This is a genomic window from Staphylococcus sp. HL28 (assembly GCF_021117155.1).
Classification (GTDB): domain Bacteria; phylum Bacillota; class Bacilli; order Staphylococcales; family Staphylococcaceae; genus Staphylococcus; species Staphylococcus warneri.
In genome coordinates, this window is the sequence record NZ_CP088218.1 from 341,592 (window position 1) to 357,043 (window position 15,452).

General features: G+C 33.2%; 14 protein-coding genes. 12 read left to right on the forward strand and 2 right to left on the reverse strand.

Annotated features, from left to right (window positions below; genetic code table 11):
- Positions 1 to 407 precede the first annotated feature (407 nt).
- From LPC11_RS01515 to budA, 5 genes are all read left to right on the forward strand, one after another.
- Positions 408 to 1,046 (forward strand): YoaK family protein, encoded by a 639-nt coding sequence (locus tag LPC11_RS01515; protein WP_226956359.1) that lies wholly within the window; start codon positions 408 to 410, stop codon positions 1,044 to 1,046.
- Between the two features lie 38 nt (positions 1,047 to 1,084).
- Positions 1,085 to 1,966, forward strand: coding sequence for a cidABC operon transcriptional activator CidR (gene cidR, locus LPC11_RS01520; protein ID WP_023374181.1), 882 nt, complete (start codon positions 1,085 to 1,087; stop codon positions 1,964 to 1,966).
- Positions 1,967 to 2,320: 354 nt separating this feature from the next.
- Positions 2,321 to 3,277: an L-lactate dehydrogenase gene (locus tag LPC11_RS01525; protein WP_002465932.1), complete on the forward strand. Its 957-nt coding sequence runs from the start codon at positions 2,321 to 2,323 to the stop codon at positions 3,275 to 3,277.
- A 109-nt stretch (positions 3,278 to 3,386) separates the two neighbouring features.
- The gene (alsS, locus tag LPC11_RS01530) at positions 3,387 to 5,051 is read left to right on the forward strand and encodes an acetolactate synthase AlsS (RefSeq protein ID WP_104681519.1); all 1,665 of its coding nucleotides are present in this window, start codon (positions 3,387 to 3,389) and stop codon (positions 5,049 to 5,051) included.
- Between the two features lie 34 nt (positions 5,052 to 5,085).
- Positions 5,086 to 5,790, forward strand: coding sequence for an acetolactate decarboxylase (gene budA, locus LPC11_RS01535; RefSeq protein WP_107566258.1), 705 nt, complete (start codon positions 5,086 to 5,088; stop codon positions 5,788 to 5,790).
- Positions 5,791 to 5,855: 65 nt separating this feature from the next.
- On the opposite strand, the gene LPC11_RS01540 is transcribed toward budA, so the two are convergent.
- Positions 5,856 to 6,713 carry an oxidoreductase gene (locus tag LPC11_RS01540; protein ID WP_023374177.1) on the reverse strand — a complete coding sequence of 286 codons (858 nt, stop codon included), beginning with the start codon at positions 6,711 to 6,713 and terminating at the stop codon, positions 5,856 to 5,858.
- A gap of 76 nt (positions 6,714 to 6,789) precedes the next feature.
- On the opposite strand from LPC11_RS01540, the gene panB reads away from it, so the two are divergent.
- From panB to LPC11_RS01575, 7 genes are all read left to right on the forward strand, one after another.
- Positions 6,790 to 7,608: a 3-methyl-2-oxobutanoate hydroxymethyltransferase gene (panB, locus tag LPC11_RS01545; protein WP_041613748.1), complete on the forward strand. Its 819-nt coding sequence runs from the start codon at positions 6,790 to 6,792 to the stop codon at positions 7,606 to 7,608.
- Positions 7,601 to 8,452 (forward strand): pantoate--beta-alanine ligase, encoded by an 852-nt coding sequence (gene panC / locus LPC11_RS01550; RefSeq protein ID WP_231307317.1) that lies wholly within the window; start codon positions 7,601 to 7,603, stop codon positions 8,450 to 8,452. The genes panB and panC overlap by 8 nt, the downstream gene beginning before the upstream one ends.
- Before the next feature lies 1 nt (position 8,453).
- Entirely contained in the window at positions 8,454 to 8,837 is a 384-nt protein-coding gene (gene panD / locus LPC11_RS01555) for an aspartate 1-decarboxylase (protein ID WP_041613745.1), read from the forward strand.
- Positions 8,838 to 8,996: 159 nt separating this feature from the next.
- Positions 8,997 to 9,923, forward strand: coding sequence for a zinc ribbon domain-containing protein (locus LPC11_RS01560; RefSeq protein ID WP_023374173.1), 927 nt, complete (start codon positions 8,997 to 8,999; stop codon positions 9,921 to 9,923).
- Between the two features lie 184 nt (positions 9,924 to 10,107).
- Entirely contained in the window at positions 10,108 to 10,992 is an 885-nt protein-coding gene (locus LPC11_RS01565; RefSeq protein ID WP_041613743.1) for a TcaA second domain-containing protein, read from the forward strand.
- Positions 10,993 to 11,243: 251 nt separating this feature from the next.
- On the forward strand, positions 11,244 to 12,326 hold the full coding sequence (locus LPC11_RS01570) for a zinc ribbon domain-containing protein (RefSeq protein WP_023374171.1): 1,083 nt from the start codon (positions 11,244 to 11,246) through the stop codon (positions 12,324 to 12,326).
- Positions 12,326 to 13,675, forward strand: a complete 1,350-nt coding sequence (locus LPC11_RS01575) for a zinc ribbon domain-containing protein (RefSeq protein ID WP_023374170.1) — start codon at positions 12,326 to 12,328, stop codon at positions 13,673 to 13,675. Before LPC11_RS01570 ends, LPC11_RS01575 begins: the two co-directional genes overlap by 1 nt.
- A 92-nt stretch (positions 13,676 to 13,767) precedes the next feature.
- On the opposite strand, the gene LPC11_RS01580 is transcribed toward LPC11_RS01575, so the two are convergent.
- Complete coding sequence (locus LPC11_RS01580) at positions 13,768 to 15,450, reverse strand: CocE/NonD family hydrolase (protein WP_023374169.1); 1,683 nt, start codon at positions 15,448 to 15,450, stop codon at positions 13,768 to 13,770.
- Positions 15,451 to 15,452: the final 2 nt, after the last annotated feature.

Below are 15,452 nucleotides of genomic sequence, written 5' to 3' on the forward strand. Positions count from 1 at the left end.
ACTTTCTTGTTCAATTCTGTTATACGTGACATAAATTAGCATTATATAATATGTCTACAAAATGGCAGTAGCTTTCTAAATCGTATATACCATGAAATGAAGTATTACAATTAGAGCTATCCTTGCCGAGGTGACTTGATGAAATAAATAAAGTTAGTAGTTATTTCTGTTTCACGCTCAAATTTAAAAGGATAAACTTGATTATAACAGAAAATATCGTTATAAGAAGTACTTTTTTATAAATGTGAACGATATTTTAGCTTTTTACAACATATTCTATAAAATAAAGATATATGAAACTTATCAAGGGACTTTATGTTCCATGTTAATATAAATAAAAAAGCATTGAGGCGATAATGATGGCTTTAGAAAAATTTAAGAGAAGAAATATATATCAGAGTAAGGAAATGGCTATACTCTTAACCTTTGTTGGTGGATATATTGATGCTTACACCTTTTTAAGTCGGGGAGGTACACTAGCAGCAGGTCAAACAGGAAATATTATATTTCTTGCTTCAGAAGTATCACATAGAGATTTAACTGGTGGTATGTTGAAGATCGCTTCGGTTGTATCTTTTATGATTGGCGTAATGTTTGTATCTTTAATTCATCATCAAATGGCAACACGGTATTGGAGATTAGTCTCATTATTACCTATTACATTAAGTTGTCTTGTTGTAGGATTTTTACCAATGAGTATACCTAATTTGTATATCTTACCACCATTAGCCTTCGGTATGGCAATGCTAACAACCTCATTCAGTAAAATAGAAGGTGAAGGTTATAATAATACCTTTTCAACGGGAAACCTTAAAAATGGTGTGATAGCACTGAGTGAATATATATTAAATGGCGATACTGCTCAATTGAGAAAGGCTAAACTTTACATTAGAATAGTATTAAGTTTTATTATTGGAGCTATTATTTCAGCAGAAGTTCAAAAATATATAGGTACTTATGCCATATTAGTTGCAGCAATCATCCTAGTATTGATATTTATCTTTTATAGTATATTAATCTATAGAAGAGAGCATACGGTGGAATAACTTTCAAAATTCAAATTAAAAATTAAGAGGTTAACACTATGGAAATAAAACAGATAAAATATTTTGTTGAAACTGTTCGACGTGGTGGTATGACACAGGCTTCTGAACATTTATATATTGCACAGTCAACAATCAGTAAAGCAATCAAAAGTATAGAAAACGAATATGATATTACATTATTTGACCGTTCACAAAAGCAAATTAAACTAACAGACATTGGTCAGACATTTTATGATAATAGCTTAGAATTTTTAGCATTGTTCGAGAAACTATCATTAGAAATGAATGATGTGATGAATGTACAAAAAGGTCACATTAGAATAGCCCTATCGCCGATGATGAATGTTCAATTATTTACAGATAGTTTAAATCAATTTCATCAACTCTATCCGAAAGTCACGTATGAGGTAATGGAGGGTGGAGGTAAAATAGTAGAAAACCTCACAGAAACAGATGAAGTAGATATAGGTATCACGACGTTACCAGTTGATGCGACTTTATTTCATTCGGTACCATTGTATAATGAAGAGCTATTACTTGTTGTGAGTAAAGACCATGCATTGGCACAACAAGAAAAAGTAGATTTAGCTGAACTAAAACAAGAAGAGTTTGTGCTATTTCACGATGATTATTACTTGAAAGATCAAATTATCGAGAACTGTAAACGATTAGGGTTTTATCCGAAAACTGTAGCGAATATATCTCAAATTAGTTTTATCGCGAATATGATTAGTCAAGGCATTGGTATTAGTGTCGTACCAGAAAGTTTAGTACATTTAATGGGAGATAATGTGAAAGCATTGAAACTAGAAAATGCAGAGTTATCATGGCATTTAGGTTTAATCTGGAGAAGAGATGCATATCTTAATTTTGTAACGCGGGAATGGATACAATTTATAAGGGACTTAAGAGAGAAGTAATAATCCTTTAATATCAAAATGAATATTTGAATTTATAAATACTTTGGTGTCATAGTGCATCAAAGTATTTTCATTACGTTTTTCTATATATAATGTATTCCTTTTAGGAATGTTATTAATCGAAAATATGTATTTTATTAATACATTAAGAGAGACTATAATGAGTGTTGTAAGGCACTTAAAAACCAACAAATTGGTGACGTTAACATCATTTAACCCCTTGTATGTTTACACATAAAATTTAATAAAGTATATTTAAAATGAAGTCGTATTTAATTGTAATTTATTATAAATGAATGAGATAAAAACGTAAACTTTAATCTTTATCTCTTCAAAGTGAAGGAGTTTTTCAATATGAAAAAATTTGGTAAAAAAGTTGTTTTAGTTGGGGACGGCTCAGTAGGTTCTAGTTATGCTTTTGCAATGGTAACACAAGGTATTGCAGATGAATTTGTAATTATTGATATTGCTAAAGATAAAGTGAATGCAGACGTTCAAGATTTAAACCACGGTGCACTTCACAGCGATTCACCAGTTGTTGTCAAAGCTGGAGAATATAGCGATTGTAAAGATGCTGATTTAGTAGTTATTACTGCTGGAGCACCACAAAAACCAGGTGAAACACGTTTACAATTAGTAGAGAAAAATACAAAAATTATGCATAGCATTGTGACAAGTATTATGGATAGTGGTTTTGATGGTTACTTCCTAATTGCGGCAAATCCAGTAGATATCTTAACACGTTATGTTAAAGAATTAACTGGTTTACCAGCTGAACGTGTTATCGGTTCAGGTACAGTATTAGACTCTGCAAGACTTAGATATTTAATCAGTAATGAGTTAAATGTAGCTCCTGCAAGTGTGCATGCTGCAATCATTGGTGAACACGGTGACTCAGAATTAGCAGTATGGTCTAAAGCAAATATCGCTGGTATTTCAGTATTCGATACGCTTAAAGAGCAAACAGGTAGTGAAGCAAAAGCACAAGAAATTTATGAAAAAACTAGAGACGCTGCTTATGAAATTATTCAAGCTAAAGGTTCAACATACTACGGTATTGCATTAGCCTTATTAAGAATTTCAAAAGCTTTATTAAACAACGAAAACACAATTTTAACAGTTTCTTCACAATTAAATGGAGAATATGGATTTAAAGATGTATACATTGGTGTACCAACATTAATTAACGAAAATGGTGCAAGTAAAATTTATGAAACACCATTAAGCGATCACGAAAAAGAATTGTTTAAACAATCTGTTGAGGCATTAGAAGCTTCATATGATTCCGTTAAACATCTTTTAGATCAATAGAACATGAATAATAATCTTTAATGTTTAAATGAGCAACGGGGAATTGTTTTCACACTGATGTTATCGTCAAGATAAAATAAAATGTGAGCATTGGAAGGAAATGAATATAATGGCAGACAAAAAATATACTGCAGCCGACATGGTCATAGACACGTTAAAAAATAATGGTGTAGAGTACGTATTTGGTATTCCAGGTGCAAAAATTGACTATTTATTTAACGCACTTGAAGACGATGGACCTGAACTTATTGTTACGCGTCACGAGCAAAACGCAGCAATGATGGCCCAAGGTATAGGACGACTAACTGGTAAACCTGGTGTCGCACTTGTAACGAGTGGCCCAGGTGTAAGTAACTTAACGACTGGACTATTAACAGCAACATCTGAAGGAGATCCCGTATTAGCTTTAGGAGGACAAGTTAAGCGTAATGATTTATTACGTTTAACACATCAAAGTATAGATAACGCGGCTTTATTAAAATACTCAACAAAATACAGTGAAGAAGTACAAGATCCTGAATCTTTATCAGAAGTAATGACAAATGCTATGAGAACAGCAACATCAGGTAAAAATGGTGCAAGCTTTATTAGTATTCCACAAGATGTGATTTCAGCACCAGTAGAATCAAAAGCTATAGCACTATGTCAAAAGCCTAATTTAGGTGTTCCTAGTGGGCAAGATATTAATGATGTGATTGATGCAATTAAAAACGCAGCATTCCCTGTTTTACTTGCTGGTATGAGAAGTTCAAGCGCGAATGAAACAAATGCTATTCGTAAATTAGTTGAAAGAACAAACTTACCAGTAGTTGAAACATTCCAAGGTGCTGGTGTCATTAGTCGCGAATTAGAAAATCACTTCTTTGGCCGTGTAGGATTGTTCCGTAACCAAGTTGGTGACGAATTACTTCGTAAAAGTGATTTAGTTGTCACAATTGGTTATGATCCAATTGAGTATGAAGCAAGCAATTGGAATAAGGAATTAGACACGAAAGTGATCAATATTGATGAAGTTCCAGCAGAAATAACAAATTATATGCAACCTACTAAAGAATTAATTGGTAATATTGCAGGAACTATTGAAATGATATCTGACAAAGTAGATGAACCATTTATTAACCAACAACATTTAGATGAATTAGAGCAGTTAAGAGCACATATCGTTGAAGAAACAGGTATAAAAGCTACTCATGAAGATGGTGTATTACATCCAATCGAGATTATCGAATCTATGCAAAAGATGTTAACTGATGACACTACAGTAACTGTTGATGTCGGAAGTCATTATATTTGGATGGCGCGTAAATTCAGAAGTTATAATCCAAGACATTTATTATTTAGTAATGGTATGCAAACGTTAGGGGTTGCATTGCCATGGGCGATTTCAGCAGCACTTGTACGTCCCAATACACAAGTTGTCTCAGTGGCTGGTGATGGTGGTTTCCTATTCTCAGCACAGGATTTAGAAACAGCTGTTCGAAAAAATCTAAATATCATACAATTAATTTGGAATGATGGTAAGTATAATATGGTTGAGTTCCAAGAAGAAATGAAATACGAACGTTCATCAGGTGTAGATTTCGGTTCAGTTGATTATGTGAAATATGCAGAAGCTTTTGGAGCAAAAGGTATGCGTGTCACAAATCAAGAAGAATTAGAAGCGGCTATCAAAGAAGGCTATGAAACAGAAGGCCCTGTATTGATAGATATCCCAGTTAACTATAAAGATAACATGAAACTTTCAACAAACATGTTACCTGATGCATTTAACTAATAAAGATGAACACAAATTAGGAGTGAAATCGTTTATGACTAATGTCTTATATCAACACGGAACATTAGGAACATTGATGGCAGGATTATTAAAAGGTACTGCTTCAATTAATGAACTATTAGAACATGGTGACTTAGGTATTGCGACACTAACCGGTTCTAATGGAGAAGTGATATTTGTGGATGGTAAAGCCTATCATGCCAATGAACACAAAGAATTCGTCGAACTTAAAGGTGATGAATTAACACCTTATGCAACGGTGACAAAATTCACAGCAGATACAACATATCAAACTAAAGATAAATCTTCTGAAGCTGTTTTTGATGAAGTGAAAGAAAAAATGCTCAGTGAAAATTTATTTTCAGCAGTGAAAATTTCAGGATTGTTTAGAAAGATGCATGTGCGTATGATGCCTGGTCAAGAACCACCATATACTCGTTTAATCGATTCAGCACGTAGACAACCTGAACAAACCGAAACATATATCAAAGGATCTGTAGTTGGATTCTTCACACCAGAACTCTTTCATGGTGTGGGTTCAGCAGGATTCCATGTACACTTTGCTAATGATGATCGCAACTTTGGTGGACATGTATTAGATTTTGAAGTTGAAGATGTTAAAGTTGAGATTCAGAACTTTGAAACATTCGAACAACATTTTCCAGCTCATGATGAAACATTTAATAATGCTAATATCGATTACAAAGATATTGCAGAAGAAATAAGAGAAGCCGAATAATTAGAAATGAAGCCTGAGGTAAGTCGTGTCTTGCCCCAGGCTTTGTTACATTATTGGAAAGGTCATTAAAATTGAGATTGATAAGCTGATAAAAAAGCATATACCATATTGAGGTAAGGTGTCGTTATATTATATTCTTGAGCCTTCCTATATATGTATCCTTGGATAGACTCCATTTCTAAAGGTCTTCCAGATGTGATATCATAGTACATACTTGTTCCCATTTGATCAGGGTATCCCTCATATATAGTCATAATAGAGTTGAGCGTATTCACATCGAAATTGAGCCCTTCAGCACGCGCCACGGCAATCCCCTCTGAAATGATTCCACGACAAATGTCCCGAATATGTGATGAATGTAATAATTTGGCAGTATCTCGTCCCAACGCAGTAATTGAATTGATTCCTAGATTAACTAATAGTTTATACCATATTATTTTTTCTATATTTTCTTCGAGTATGATTTCAATATTCGTTTGGTCAGTTAACTTTTGTAATTTTCGAGTCCTTGGTGTATCTTTCAAGTGAAGGCGATAGTCTCTAAAATGAGTGACATCATTGTTGTTTTTCTGACCACTAATATAGACAACGGCTTGATATGAATTTGGATAAGGTATGAGCTCTAATTGTCCATAGCCATTTTGAGCGAGAATGATTATAGTCTCTTCATGGATAATAGGCGATAATTGAGTAATAACTGTTTCTAATTGATATGTTTTAACTGCAATAAATACAATATCAAGGGGTTGTGTTATATCTTGATAAGGCGTTACAGAAATGGTTTTAGATAGATGCCCATTTTCTGGGAAATAATTTAATGTGTTTTTTTGTTTTCCAATAAGTAAAGTGTCAGGATATGCTTGCTGTAGTTCAATAGCAATCGTTGTTCCAACGGCACCTGGGCCAATAACACCAATTGTCATAATATTATTCTTTCCTTTCTGGGATAGATTCATTATACTATTGCTTAATAATATAGGAAATTGAGGATGAATTGAATTGAAAACTATAGCTCAGTTAGTAGAAATGAAAGCACAAAGCAATAAAATTTCAATGGTTACTGCTTATGATTTTCCTAGTGCAAAGCAAGCACAACAAGCAGATATAGATATGATTTTAGTAGGAGATTCCTTAGGAATGACTGTGTTAGGTTATGAAAGTACAGTTCAAGTTACAATAGACGATATGACTCATCATGGTAAAGCAGTTCGACGTGGTGCGCCCGATACATTTGTTGTCGTAGATATGCCTATTGGCGCGGTGGGTATCAGTGATGAATTAGATTTGAAAAATGCATTAACGTTATATCAACAAACAGAAGCAAACGCTATTAAAGCAGAAGGTGCACATTTAACATCATTTATTCGTAAAGCCACTCAAATAGGCATTCCTGTTGTAGCGCACTTAGGGTTAACACCACAAAGTGTTGGCGTTATGGGATATAAATTGCAGGGTAGTACCAAAGAAGCTGCATTACAGTTAATTGAAGACGCACATCATGTAGAAGAAGCTGGTGCAATTGCACTTGTGCTCGAAGCGATTCCTAGTGATCTGGCGCAAGAGATTAGTCAACAGCTATCAATTCCAGTTATAGGTATTGGCGCAGGTAAAGATACTGACGGACAAGTATTGGTTTATCATGACATGTTAAATTATGGTGTCGATCGACATGCCAAATTTGTTAAGCAATATAGTGATTTTTCAATAGGTATTAATGGTTTAAAACAATATAATGAAGAAGTAAAATCAGGCGCATTTCCATCCGAAGCACACACGTATAAGAAAAAAATTATGAGCGAGGTAAATAAAAATGACTAAAGTGATTACAACGGTAAGTGAAATGCAAAGTATTGCTAAAGAATACAAAAGACATGGTCAAACGATTGGTTTTGTACCAACTATGGGTGCATTACATGAAGGTCATTTAAAAATGATGGAGTTATCATCAGAATTTAACGATATAACTGTAGCGAGTATATTTGTTAATCCTTTACAATTCGGTCCAAATGAAGACTTCGATGCATATCCACGTCAAATTAATAAAGACGTTGAAATGATGGAAGAAATTGATGTAGATTATGTCTTTTACCCAAGTGTAGAAGAAATGTACCCTGATGAATTAGGTGTAACGTTGAAAGTGGGCAAATTAGCTCATGTATTAGAAGGAGCTCAGCGACCAGGACATTTTGAAGGTGTCGTAACAGTGGTAAATAAATTATTTAATATTATTAGCCCAGACTATGCTTACTTCGGTAAAAAAGATGCACAACAATTGGCTATTGTTGAAAAAATGGTTAAAGACTTCAATCATCCAATAGAAATCATTGGTGTTGACATCGTTCGTGAAAAAGATGGACTAGCTAAAAGTTCACGCAATGTATATTTAACTGAAGAGGAACGTCAGGAAGCCGTTCATTTAAGTAAAAGTTTGAAATTAGCACGCGATTTATATAATAATGGTGAACGCAATAATTCTGTTATAATAGATGAAATTACACAGTATTTATTAGATTATACAAGTGGTCAAGTTGATGAAGTAGCCATTTATAGTTATCCAGAATTAGAAGAGCAATCTAAAATTCAAGGTCAAATCTTTATTTCATTAGCCGTTAAATTTTCTAAAGCACGTTTGATAGATAATATAATAATTGGAGCTGAATAAATTGATTAGAACAATGATGAATTCTAAAATTCATAGAGCAAGAGTGACGGAATCCAACTTGAATTATGTTGGAAGTATCACGATTGATTCTGACATTTTAGATGCCGTTGATATACTTCCTAATGAGAAAGTCGCAATCGTTAACAATAATAATGGTGCACGTTTTGAAACATACGTCATCGCTGGAGAAAGAGGTAGTGGCAAAATTTGTTTAAATGGTGCCGCTGCAAGATTAGTAGAAGTAGACGATATAGTTATAATTATGACCTATGCACAATTAAATGAAGAAGAATTAAAGTATCATGCACCTAAAGTTGCAGTGATGAATGAACATAATGAAATCATTGAGATGATACATGAAAAAGAAAATACGGTTGTTTTATAAGTCCTATAATTCAATATGAAAATAAAGTCCTAGTAAATCGTGAGGAGCGGTTTATTAGGATTTTTAATTTTTAATAAATAAAATAAAAATAATATAGAATAGGGCGTTCAAATGGGATATAATTTAGCTAAGTAAGTATAGCGGAGGAATTGAATAGACATGAAATGTCCAAATTGTGGTCAGAATTATCAACAAGAAGATCAATGTTGTGGTCATTGCGGTTACCAGTTAACGCGTCAAAATGACCATGCAACAACTAGTACAACAGCATCTACAATGAAAGAGACACAACAATATTCTACTCAAACTAATGATGACAATGTGGAAAGTAGAAGGGATAAAGAAAACTTTAAACGAGGTACAACATCACATCAAACAAAGAGAAAACTATCTACACTTGGTGAAAACGATGCGCATTTTGAAGAAATTATGAAAGATAAAACGGCATCTTTTGAACATAAAATGAAGGATTTAAAAGACGAAAGTAAACAGTTTTTTAATCATGTATTTAAATCGTCGGATCAAAGCGATGTGATATATAGTTATCGATTATTAGTGACGTTAATGTGTGCTGGATTATTTTTAAGTACGTTATTAGTCATTATTTTATCATCTGATATATTTTTATTATTTCCAGAAAGTTCACCATTTAAAGCTATTTTTTACATGATAGTTATCATTCTAGGTAGTTTGGCTTTATCAGTGAGTATTTTATATGGCATTGTGAAATATACTTTTACCACAGCGATAGAATTTCATAAAGTATTTTCAGATTATATCGCAATTAATACATTCTCAGTATTAGCATTAATGATTGGTCTAGTCTTAGGGATTTTATCTATCTTTAAATTAGCATTGATTATCATGCTATTAGCATTTGTTCTATTATATATGGTTTCACCAACGTATATATTAGTAAAATATAGCGGTGTCTATCCTACAAAAATTGCGAGTATATATGGTATTATCATTTACCAATTTGTCATGATGGTAATGGTTTATTTATTAGGGCATATGATTATACAACAAATCATTAATGATTACCTGATGAAACTGTTTGGTAGTGGTTTTAGTGGTTTATTGTAATAGATGTGATATGCCTATCAATTATAATCTAATTCAAAATTGTTCATCGCATCGTTCAAAAGCGTCGAACAAAAAATACAACAATACTCATTTGCATCGAATACATGCCACACGTAAATCGCATAGGTACCGTTTTCGCAAGCCACGAAAACCATTGTTCTTGATTGTCCTTTTAGTGATGCTCATGGTCATTACATTAGTAAGTTGGGTATACTATTTTAGATATGAAAATTCAGCTGATAAAAGAATTCAAGCATTTTCAGATACGATGAGATATAAAGATAAAGATCAATTATCAACATTGGTTACCTCAAATCATCAATCACTGACAGATGAAGAAGCGACAGCATATTTTTCTTTAATTCAAAAAATGGGTGGCTCGGATAGATATATGAAACAAATCAAATCTGCCATCCGCCATCTAGATCAGAGTGAAGCTACATCACAAGATATCAACATTGATGGTGTGACAATTTTAACAATAAATAAGAAAACGCAATTATATGGTTATATCAAAGAATTTCAATTTGAAATACCACAATTTCGTTTTATATTAGATGCTAAAGATAATGGTAAATTGACATATCAATTAAATGACAAAAAGCATGAAATACGTTTGGTGAAAGGGCATATAGTGAGTCTTGAAGCAGTACCATTAGGTGAATATAAATTAAAAGCAACTAAAAAAGTGGGTAATCGTACCTATGATGGCGATATCATATTAAGTTTAAAGCAATATGGCACAATGGCTAAAGAAGATTTTAGTGAAAAGCGTTTTAAAGTGACAACTAAAAACAGTTATATGTTTAAAAAAGTAGAGTTAGTATTAAATGATAAACATATCGGTAGAGTTAAAGATTACATCACATATGGGCCGTATAGCGGGGAAGAAGACTTACTTGTATATGGATTAGGTTATATAGGGAATCAATCATTCAAATCCAATGAAGTGAATGTACCATCAATTAATAGCGATGAAAGTCCAGTTAATGTTGTACTTAAATTTAATGAGTCGGAAGTCTTTAATCAGACTCGAAATAAAGATAACCATGATATGACAAAAAATTAAATCATATTGATATAAAAGAGAAGGCGAGAAGCACTTCTCTTTTTTTATTGGTTTGATAACGATAGGAGGTTTTTGATAGATATTAAAATAAAATAATTTTAGTACAAATATCTATAAAGGTATTTGGTCTATCTAAAAATATAACTAACTTTAATAAAGAATTTTATAAATATTTCAAAAATCCATAGAAAACAACATAAATATAATGTTATACTTTGCAAAGATTAAAAATAGAAATTGGGGGTAACATTATGAAATGTCCAAATTGTGGTCATCAAGTCGAACAAGATGACGTTTTTTGTGGAGAATGTGGTACTAAATTAGACCGTCAATCTAAAGCAGTCACAGCCGCTGAAAATGATATTCAAAAAGCAGACTCTAATACACAGTCTCATCATTCAACACAACCATCCAGTCACCACACGATCAATTCAACTAGCAATGCCTCACATGAACAATCACAATCTATGAACCAAGGTGCTTCATTTAATTCTATGAATCAACATACTGGATCTACAGAAAGTAGTTCAAACTCAAACTTCAATCATAGTCAACAGCAACAAGCGTCAAACAATACTCATCAACAGCAATTCCAAAACCAGCAATATCAGCAACAACATCAACAATTCCAAAATCAACAATATCAACAACAACCACATGGTTATCAAAAGCAACCTAACCAATTTAGTGAACAAGCTAAAGAGGTTACAGCTGAAAGTAAAGGTTTTTTCAAAAGTGCCTTTGTAGATCCAGACAGAGAAATTAAAAGTATACATACATTTAGTTTCAAATTATTAGGGTCACTTTTAGCAATTGGATTAATTTTAATAGCGATTATTTTATTCTTAGCTATTCCAGAAGAAGTATCATTATTCACTTCAGAATCTAAAATTGTTTTTTCTATTATTTTTAGCTTAATTATTTTATTAGCTGCAATTGTAGGCGCAACGTTTGCTATTACTAGATTAGTAGTAGTCCAAGCGATACCATTTAAAAAAGTACTTTCAGATTTTGTATTTATAAATAGTGTCACAGTAGCAACATTATTACTATCAATTATTTTATTAGTAATGGAAGCATATACGTTTGGTACAGTCGTTCTCATCTTATCTTTCGTTATACTTGTTACGTCAGGTGTCTATCTTATTGCTAAATATAGTGGTATTAACCACACTAGATTTTCTAGTTTTTACGGTATTATTATTTATTTAATTGTTATTTTCATTTTAATGAGAATATTTGGTGAAGTAACATTCTCAAGTATCTTAGAATCATTCAATGAAACGAAAGATTCATTATTTGATAGCTTATTTGGTGGGGGTAGTACGTTTTAATGAAATATTGTAGTAATTGCGGTAATCCTTTACGCCCAGACGTAAAGATATGTACAAATTGTGGTGCGCCAGTTAATGGATCATCAAACACATCACAATCAACTCAAAATCAAGGAAATGCACAACGACAACAAGGTTATAATAATGCGAATACACATCAACAGTATGAACCACAACCTAAGAAAAGTAAGAAAAAGATCATCTTAATTATTTTGATTATTGCGGTTGTATTGGCTATGTTAATTGCCATTTTTGCAATCTTGAAACATCAATTTTCACCTGAAAGTCAAGCGGACAATATCGCACATGCAGTGAAAAAAGATGATGCTAAAGGTTTAGCTAAACAAGTGACGTCAGATAATCATAAATTGAGTGAAGAAGAAGCAAGGGCATATTTAAATTACATTAAAGCTGAAGACGATTTAACTAACGTTGCCAATCAAATTAAAAATAATACTAAAGAAATCAAGCAAGGTAAGTATAAAAGTTTATCAGTCAATGCGAATGATAATAATGTCTTGAATATTGAGAAGAATGGTAAAAAATATCTATTCTTCGATAAGTACAACTTTAATATTCCTCAACAAACGGTATCCATTTATCCTAATGATAGTGGTGACATTACTTATACTTTTAATGGAGAGAAACACCATATTTCTGTTGAGAAAGAAGAAGAAAAAACGTTAGGCGCATTTCCAATAGGCGACTATAATCTAAAAGCGTCTAAGAAGATAGATGGCAAAACGTTTAATGGTGCGCTTGACATTAATATGAGTGAAGATAAAGCTACTGCCAAGGAATCATTTAAACAAAAGCGTTTCACTGTGACAACTGAAGGTGGTTCGATGTTAGATGATATTAAAATCTATGTGAACGATAAAAATTCAGGTGATGAATCAAAAACGTATGGTCCATATGATCCTGATGAAGAGGTAATTGTTTATGCTCAAGGTACATTAGATGGTCAGTCATTTAAATCAAGTTCAGTGAACGTTTCCAGTGCTAGTAACGAAGATGATGGCGTATCTGAAGTCACATTGAAATTTGATGAAGACGCGATTGATGACGCATATGATAAGAAAATGGATAAAGACGATGACAGTGACAGTAGCGACTCAGGTGAAGTGACAAGAAGTAATGTTATCGACAAAGTGGAATCATATGAAGGTCATAAATTAGATACAGATACGTATACGTATAAAGAACCTGAAAAAACGGATGACGGCAAATGGGGCTTCTCATTTGAAGATAAAGATGGAGACTTAGCTGGGTCATATACAGTAGACACAGATGATGGTTATGTAACAGAATATGATAAAGACGGCGATAAAGTCGGTTCTGGCTATTAAGATTTTCATACTTTAAAGATATCAGTTTCATACTTTAATTAAACAAAAGAAAGGGCCACTCTGAGGAGTGGTCCTTTCTTAAATATATGGTATTATTTTGTTACTGGAACGATAAGTTGAGAATCATATTGTCCACCTGTAAGAATATGATGAAGACCTTTGTTAACGCGTTCTTCATGTTCATAGCGTGTTTTCATACCAGGCGTACTATTACCTTTAACAATTTCACTGCCTTTGACAACAACTACTAATGTTTCGCCTTGTTTGAAACGTGTGCCAGATGGTAATAATTCAACTTCAACAGGAACAATGTCTCCTTTATTAAGTTTGAGCTCTTGTTCATGTTTATGCCAAGGTTGAGCGATAGTTGATTTGTCTTGGTCTAACTCCCGATGAGATGCACGTAACCAACCAGTAGCTACTTGACCTTGTTCAATATGGTTGAAGTCTGGGAAGTGTACTTCGTTACCGCGACGGTCTAGTTTTTTAATACCTGCGAATAAGTCCATATCGTCTGCATCATCTGTACTTACCCAAAGTTTCAAGTTCATATTACCTACTAATTCTGTGTCGTGATCGAATGTATAGCTAAAGCGCACATCATCTTGTTCATTTTCAGAATCGTATTGAGTTGAACTTTCTTCGTTGACAGCATTTTGATTTAAAGTTAAGTCGTCAGCATTTAGATATAAAGGTGTGTAGTTCGTATTTGGTAGTGGGAATGCTGATGCTGTTTTGAATTCACCTTTATAGAATTGATCTCTTACTTCATAAGTGACAGTTGGTGTTTCTTTCCAATCATTATCTTCTTCTTTTAGGTAATAATCGAAAAATGCTTTTTGGCGTTCAAGATTTTCTCGAGCATAATAGCTTTCCCATTCTTTACGACCATGGATATATAACCATTTATCTTCTGAACTTGCTTGTTTAAACCCTTCAAATGAACCACGATTGTGTAAACCTTGTGTTGACCAACTTGCACAAGCTAATAATGGTGTTTTAATTTGGTGTAATGGTGCTTGACGTTGTTTCCAATAGTCATCGAATAATGGATGCTCTTTTTGAGCTTGAACTAAATCTTCAATATTTGGATTGTCAGTCCATCTTGCAAAAATACCTTGAACCCAGAAACGGAAGAAACCTGTATCAGGAATACCGCCATGGAAGGCTACTTCGCGATACATATCATTGAGCCCTTCCCAAGGAATCATAGCTTTTAAATGAGGAGGATTTAATGAAGCAACCCACCATTGTGTAACAGCTAGGTAAGATACACCATTGGTACCCACATTACCATTACTCCATTCTTGTTGTGCAGCCCATTCGATGACTTCATAGTAGTCTTCAGCTTCACGTTTTGACCAAGGTGATAGAACACCGTTTGATTTAGAACTACCTCTTAAAGCAAGTTTAACTACTACATAATCTTGAGGTACCCAGAAACCTGGATCAGGTGATTCTTCTGGTGTAAAACTAGAAGTTGGAATAGGACCTAATGTAGGCCATTGTGCCCCCATGTTAGTAATTTTAGGTTTATTATCTTTGCCGTATGTGTCGGCTGACATGACAACTGGAAATTGTCCTTCTTTATTTGGACGGAAAATATTGACGTATAATTTTTCACCATCTTTCATTTCTACAGCTACATCTTTTTCCATAATCATTTCTTGATTACCAAATTGTACACTATCAACAACGATATGATTAAGACCTTCTTTAACATCGTTAACATCTGTGACAGTTAATTGAGGATTACCTAATAAATTTCTTGTCATAT

Bases quoted from the DNA above. Each gene is read 5' to 3' on its own strand.
- LPC11_RS01515 (WP_226956359.1), top strand. From the start codon at position 408: ATGGCTATACTCTTAACCTTTGTTGGTGGATATATTGATGCTTACACC.
- cidR (WP_023374181.1), top strand. From the start codon at position 1,085: ATGGAAATAAAACAGATAAAATATTTTGTTGAAACTGTTCGACGTGGT.
- LPC11_RS01525 (WP_002465932.1), top strand. From the start codon at position 2,321: ATGAAAAAATTTGGTAAAAAAGTTGTTTTAGTTGGGGACGGCTCAGTA.
- alsS (WP_104681519.1), top strand. From the start codon at position 3,387: ATGGCAGACAAAAAATATACTGCAGCCGACATGGTCATAGACACGTTA.
- budA (WP_107566258.1), top strand. From the start codon at position 5,086: ATGACTAATGTCTTATATCAACACGGAACATTAGGAACATTGATGGCA.
- LPC11_RS01540 (WP_023374177.1), bottom strand. From the start codon at position 6,713: ATGACAATTGGTGTTATTGGCCCAGGTGCCGTTGGAACAACGATTGCT.
- panC (WP_231307317.1), top strand. From the start codon at position 7,601: ATGACTAAAGTGATTACAACGGTAAGTGAAATGCAAAGTATTGCTAAA.
- LPC11_RS01560 (WP_023374173.1), top strand. From the start codon at position 8,997: ATGAAATGTCCAAATTGTGGTCAGAATTATCAACAAGAAGATCAATGT.
- LPC11_RS01565 (WP_041613743.1), top strand. From the start codon at position 10,108: ATGGTCATTACATTAGTAAGTTGGGTATACTATTTTAGATATGAAAAT.
- LPC11_RS01570 (WP_023374171.1), top strand. From the start codon at position 11,244: ATGAAATGTCCAAATTGTGGTCATCAAGTCGAACAAGATGACGTTTTT.
- LPC11_RS01575 (WP_023374170.1), top strand. From the start codon at position 12,326: ATGAAATATTGTAGTAATTGCGGTAATCCTTTACGCCCAGACGTAAAG.
- LPC11_RS01580 (WP_023374169.1), bottom strand. From the start codon at position 15,450: ATGACAAGAAATTTATTAGGTAATCCTCAATTAACTGTCACAGATGTT.